Annotated in this window: 2 protein-coding genes; one reads left to right on the plus strand and one right to left on the minus strand. The window is 73.0% G+C overall.

All coding sequences use genetic code 11. The features are described from left to right. Nucleotides 1-155: 155 nt before the first annotated feature. On the minus strand, nt 156-569 hold the full coding sequence (locus U9R90_RS29525; RefSeq protein ID WP_411059729.1) for a YybH family protein: 414 nt from the start codon (nt 567-569) through the stop codon (nt 156-158). 251 nt (nt 570-820) lie between these two features. Here U9R90_RS29525 and U9R90_RS29530 point away from each other — a divergent pair. Then, nucleotides 821-5147, plus strand: a 4327-nt coding sequence (locus U9R90_RS29530) for a beta-ketoacyl synthase N-terminal-like domain-containing protein (RefSeq protein WP_411059730.1), incomplete at its 3' end; no start/stop codon positions are given.

Genomic DNA, 5147 nt, shown 5'->3' on the forward strand with positions numbered 1-5147 from the left:
GGGCCCCAGGGGGGCCCGCCCTTCTTGGGTCCCGCAGCAGGAAACGCAGAGAATCGCATGACCGGGACCCACCCCCAGGTCATGCGATTCTCTCTGTGCTGGGCTCGGTTCTGCCGCGCTCGATCGTGCTGGGCTCGGTTGTGCCGTGCGACCGCCTACGCGGCCGGGCGGGGCTCCTCGCCGAACGGGTCGTCGATGGCGTACAGCCAGCCGCCGTCGTCCTGCCGGCGCAGCACGTCCAGGCCGACGCCCGTGAGCCGCTCCCGTACGCCCTCCTCGTTGGTGACGACCATCGTCCAGTCCACCACCAGCAGCGTGGTGTCGCCCGTCACGTACGCCTCCCGTACGACGGCGTCCATCTCGGGGCGCTGCGTGGCGAGGAACTCCTTGACGTACGCGCGCCGCGCCTGGCCGGTGAGCGGGGAGCCGGGCTCCCAGACCGCGACGGCCTCCTCGGTGTAGTGGCTGTTGACGGCGTCGGCGTCACCCGCGTTCATGGCGGTGACATAGCTCTCGATGTGCTCCTCTATCTCGCGAGGCAGCACGACACTGTTCGGGGTATTGGTCATTGCCTTTTTCCCTCCACTGCTTCAGGAAAGCATTCGGTGTCGAACGTATCCGCAGCGGGAAACCCGCGGATCACCGCGAGGTAATCGGACCGCGCTCCGCTGGGAACTTCTGGCTGATTACCGGGGCGTGATCGCGCGCTGGGGGCCGAATAGTTGTCCCGCTGTAGGGTCGGATTCGAAAGTCAGAGCGGCATTCTTGAATCCGGAGTAAGCGGAGTAAGACGCAGTCAGGGAAAGGGAATCCGTAAGTGATGACGACCGAGCACGACATCATGGCAACCGGCGGGTCCGTAGCGGAGAGCGAGCCGATCGCTGTCATCGGTATGTCGTGCCGGCTGCCCGGCGCGTCGGGCCCCGCCGCCTTCTGGGAGCTGCTGACCGAGGGTTCGAGCGCCATCACCGAGGCCCCGCCCGGCCGTTGGGACGGCAGCGAGGCCGAGACGGGCCCCGTACGCGGTGGATTCCTGGGCGGTGCGGACGAGTTCGACGCCGCGTTCTTCGGGATCTCGCCCCGTGAGGCGGCCGCGATGGACCCGCAGCAGCGGCTGGTCCTGGAGCTTGCCTGGGAGGCGCTGGAGGACAGCGGGATCGTCCCGGCCACGCTGCGCGGCAGCAGGACCGCGGTGTTCGTCGGCACGCTGCGCGACGACTACACCAACCTGCTCTATCTGCACGGTACCGACGCGGTCACCCAGCACACCATGACCGGTGTGAACCGCGGGATCATCGCCAACCGCGTCTCGTACTACCTGGGGTTGCGCGGGCCGAGCCTGACGGTCGACGCCGCCCAGTCGTCCTCGCTGGTCGCCGTGCACCTGGCCTGTGAGAGCCTGCGCGGCGGCGAGTCCCAGGCCGCGGTCGCCGCGGGCGTGAACCTCAACCTGCTCGCCGAGAACGTGGTGACGGAGTCCCGCTTCGGCGCCCTGTCCCCGGACGGTACGACGTACACCTTCGACGCCCGCGCCAACGGCTTCGTCCCCGGTGAGGGCAGCGCGGTCGTCGTCCTCAAGCCGCTGGCTCAGGCGCAGCGGGACGGCGACCGGATCTACGGTGTGATCCGCGGCAGCGCGGTCAACAACGACGGTGCCACGGACGGTCTGACGGTCCCGAGCGCGTCGGCTCAGGAGGCCGTGCTCCGCGAGGCGTACCAGCGTGCGGGCGTCGCAGCCGACCAGGTGCAGTACGTGGAACTGCACGGCACCGGCACTCCGGTCGGCGACCCCGTCGAGGCCGCCGCGCTGGGTGCCGCGCTCGGCGCGGGCCGGGCGGCGGGCTCGGCGCTGCGGGTCGGTTCCGTGAAGACCAACGTCGGGCATCTGGAGGGCGCGGCCGGTATCACCGGTCTGGTCAAGACACTCCTCAGCGTCCACCACCGCCAGCTGCCGCCGAGCCTCAACTTCGCCGAGCCGCACCCGGGGATTCCGCTCGCCGAGCTGGGTCTTGACGTGCAGCGGGAGCTGACCGACTGGCCGCGCGACGTCACTCCGCTGGTGGCGGGCGTCAGCTCCTTCGGGATGGGCGGCACCAACTGCCACGTGGTGGTGAGCGAGGCACCGGCCCGTGTCGCGGAAGACGACGGGGGCGCCCGCGAAGGCGCTCCGGGCGTGCTGCCCTGGGTGGTCTCCGGGCGCACCGAGGCCGCGCTGCGCGCCCAGGCCGGACGGCTGCACGCCTTCGCCATCGCCCGCCCTGAGCAGGCGCCGCAGGAGACGGGCCGCGCGCTGGCCACCCGGCGCACCGTCTTCGACCACCGGGCGGTCGTCGTCTCCGAGGGCCGCGACGGCCTGCTGGGCGGACTGGCCGCGCTGAGCTCCGGCTCCCCCGCCGCCGGTCTGGTGACCGGCACCGCTGAGCCCGGCGGTCTCGGCTTCCTGTTCACCGGGCAGGGCGCCCAGCGCGTCGGAATGGGGCGCGAACTGTACGCGGAGTTCCCGGTGTTCGCGGCCGCCTTCGACGACGTCGCCGCAGAGCTGGACCCGTTGCTCGACCGGCCGCTGGCGGAGGTGATCGCCGAGGGTACGGATCTCGACCGCACCGGGTTCACCCAGCCGGCGCTGTTCGCCGTCGAGGTCGCGCTGTTCCGGCTCTTCGAAGCGTGGGGTGTGCGCCCCGACTTCCTGGCGGGCCACTCGGTCGGTGAGCTCGCCGCCGCCCATGTCGCCGGGGTCCTGTCGCTGCCTGACGCGGCCCGGCTGGTGGCCGCGCGGGCCCGGCTGATGCAGGCCCTGCCCGAGGGCGGTGCCATGATCGCCGTACAGGCCACCGAGGACGAGGTGCTGCCGCTGCTGGCGGGGCGCGAGGGCCAGGTCGCGGTCGCCGCCGTGAACGGGCCGACCGCCGTGGTGCTCTCCGGCGACGAGGACGCGGCCTTGGAGGTGGCGGCCGAGCTGGAGGCCACCGGCCGCAAGACCAAGCGGCTCACCGTCAGCCACGCCTTCCACTCCCCCCACATGGACGCGATGCTCACGGAGTTCCGTGCCGTCGCCGAGACGCTCGACTACCGGGCGCCGCGGATTCCGGTCGTCTCCACGGTCACTGGCGAGCGCGCCGGCGCCGAGCAGCTCGCCTCGCCGGACTACTGGGTGGAGCAGGTGCGCCGCCCGGTCCGCTTCCTCGACGCCGTACGCACCCTGCGGGCCGCGGGTGCCGCCACGCTCGTCGAACTGGGTCCGGACGGTGTGCTGTCCGCCCTGGCCCGCGACGCCGCGGGCGAGCTGGCCGCCGTACCGGCCCTGCGCGCCGGTCGGCCGGAGGTGCAGACCGCCCTGACCGCGCTGGCGACCGCGTTCGTCCGCGGCGCCGACGTCGACTGGCGGGGCGTGTACGGGGCTGACGGCACCGGCGCCCCGGCCGAGCTGCCCACCTACGCCTTCCAGCGGCAGCGGTACTGGTTCGACGCGACGGCCCGCCGCGCCCCTCGGGAGCCGCTGGCGGACGGCTCCCCCGTCGAGCGGCCCGCCGCGACGCCGCAGGGTGACCTCGGCAGGCGGCTCGCCGCCCAGTCCGAGGCCGAACGCAACCGTGCGGTCACCGAGTTGGTGCACACCCACATCGCCGCCGTGCTCGAGTACCCGGCGGGCGAGCGGATACCGGAGCGCACCCCGTTCAAGGAGCTGGGCTTCAGCTCGCTGATGTCCACTGAGCTGCGCGGCGCGCTGGCCGACGCGACCGGGCTGCGGCTGCCCAGCGGGCTGCTCTTCGACCACCCCACGCCCCGGGCACTGACCGCCTTCGTCGAGGCGGAACTGCTCGGCGCGGCCGGTGAACCGGCCGACGAGGAGGTACGGGCCGCGGACGGCGAGCCGATCGCGATCGTCGGCATGGCCTGCCGCTTCCCCGGCGGGGTGTCCTCGCCCGACGAGCTGTGGCGGCTGGTCGCCGAGGGCGGCGACGCCGTCTCCGGCTTCCCCGTCAACCGCGGCTGGGACCAGGACCTGTACGACGCGGACCCCGACCGGCCGGGCAAGAGCGCGGTGCGACACGGTGGATTCCTGCACGAGGCGGGCGAGTTCGACGCCGCGTTCTTCGGGATCTCGCCGCGTGAGGCGCTCGCCATGGACCCGCAGCAGCGGCTCCTCCTGGAGAGCGCCTGGGAGGCCGTGGAGCGGGCCGGCATCGACCCCGCGCGCCTGCGCGGCAGCCGCACCGGCGTCTTCGTCGGGGCGACCGCCCTGGAGTACGGGCCGCGCATGGACGACGCCCCCGAGGCCGTCCAGGGCAGCGTGCTGACCGGCTCCACCACCAGTGTCATGTCCGGCCGCATCGCCTACCAGCTGGGCCTCATAGGCCCCGCGGTGACCGCCGACACCGCCTGCTCCTCGTCGCTGGTCGCCCTGCATCTGGCGATCCGTTCGCTGCGCTCGGGCGAGACCAACCTGGCCCTGGCCGGCGGCGCCACGGTGATGTCGTCGCCCGGCATGTTCGTGGAGTTCTCGCGGCAGCGCGGCCTGGCCCCCGACGGCCGCTGCAAGTCCTTCGCCGCGGACGCCGACGGCACGGGCTGGGCCGAGGGTGTGGGGCTGCTCCTGGTGGAGCGGCTGTCGGACGCCCAGCGCAACGGGCACCAGGTGCTCGCGGTGATCCGGGGCTCGGCCATCAACCAGGACGGCGCGTCCAACGGCCTGACCGCCCCCAACGGCCGCTCCCAGCAGGCGGTGATCCGCCAGGCCCTGGCCGACTCCGGGCTCACCGCGGCGGACGTGGACGCCGTGGAGGCGCACGGCACCGGCACCCGGCTCGGCGACCCGATCGAGGCCGACGCGCTGCTGGCCACCTACGGTGCCGCACGCACCAGCGAACACCCGCTGTACCTGGGCTCGCTCAAGTCCAACATCGGGCACGCCCAGGCCGCCGCCGGAGTCGGTGGCGTCATCAAGATGGTGCAGGCGATCCGCAACGGTGTCCTGCCCAGGACCCTGCACGCCGACGAGCCGTCCCCGCACATCGACTGGGACTCCGGCACCCTCGCCCTGCTCACCGAAGACCGCGCCTGGCCGGAGGCCGAAGGCCGCCCCCGCCGCGCCGCCGTGTCCTCCTTCGGGATCAGCGGCACCAACGCCCACGTGGTCATCGAGCAGG

The organism is Streptomyces sp. E11-3, from assembly GCF_046540415.1.
Taxonomy (GTDB): Bacteria; Actinomycetota; Actinomycetes; order Streptomycetales; family Streptomycetaceae; genus Streptomyces.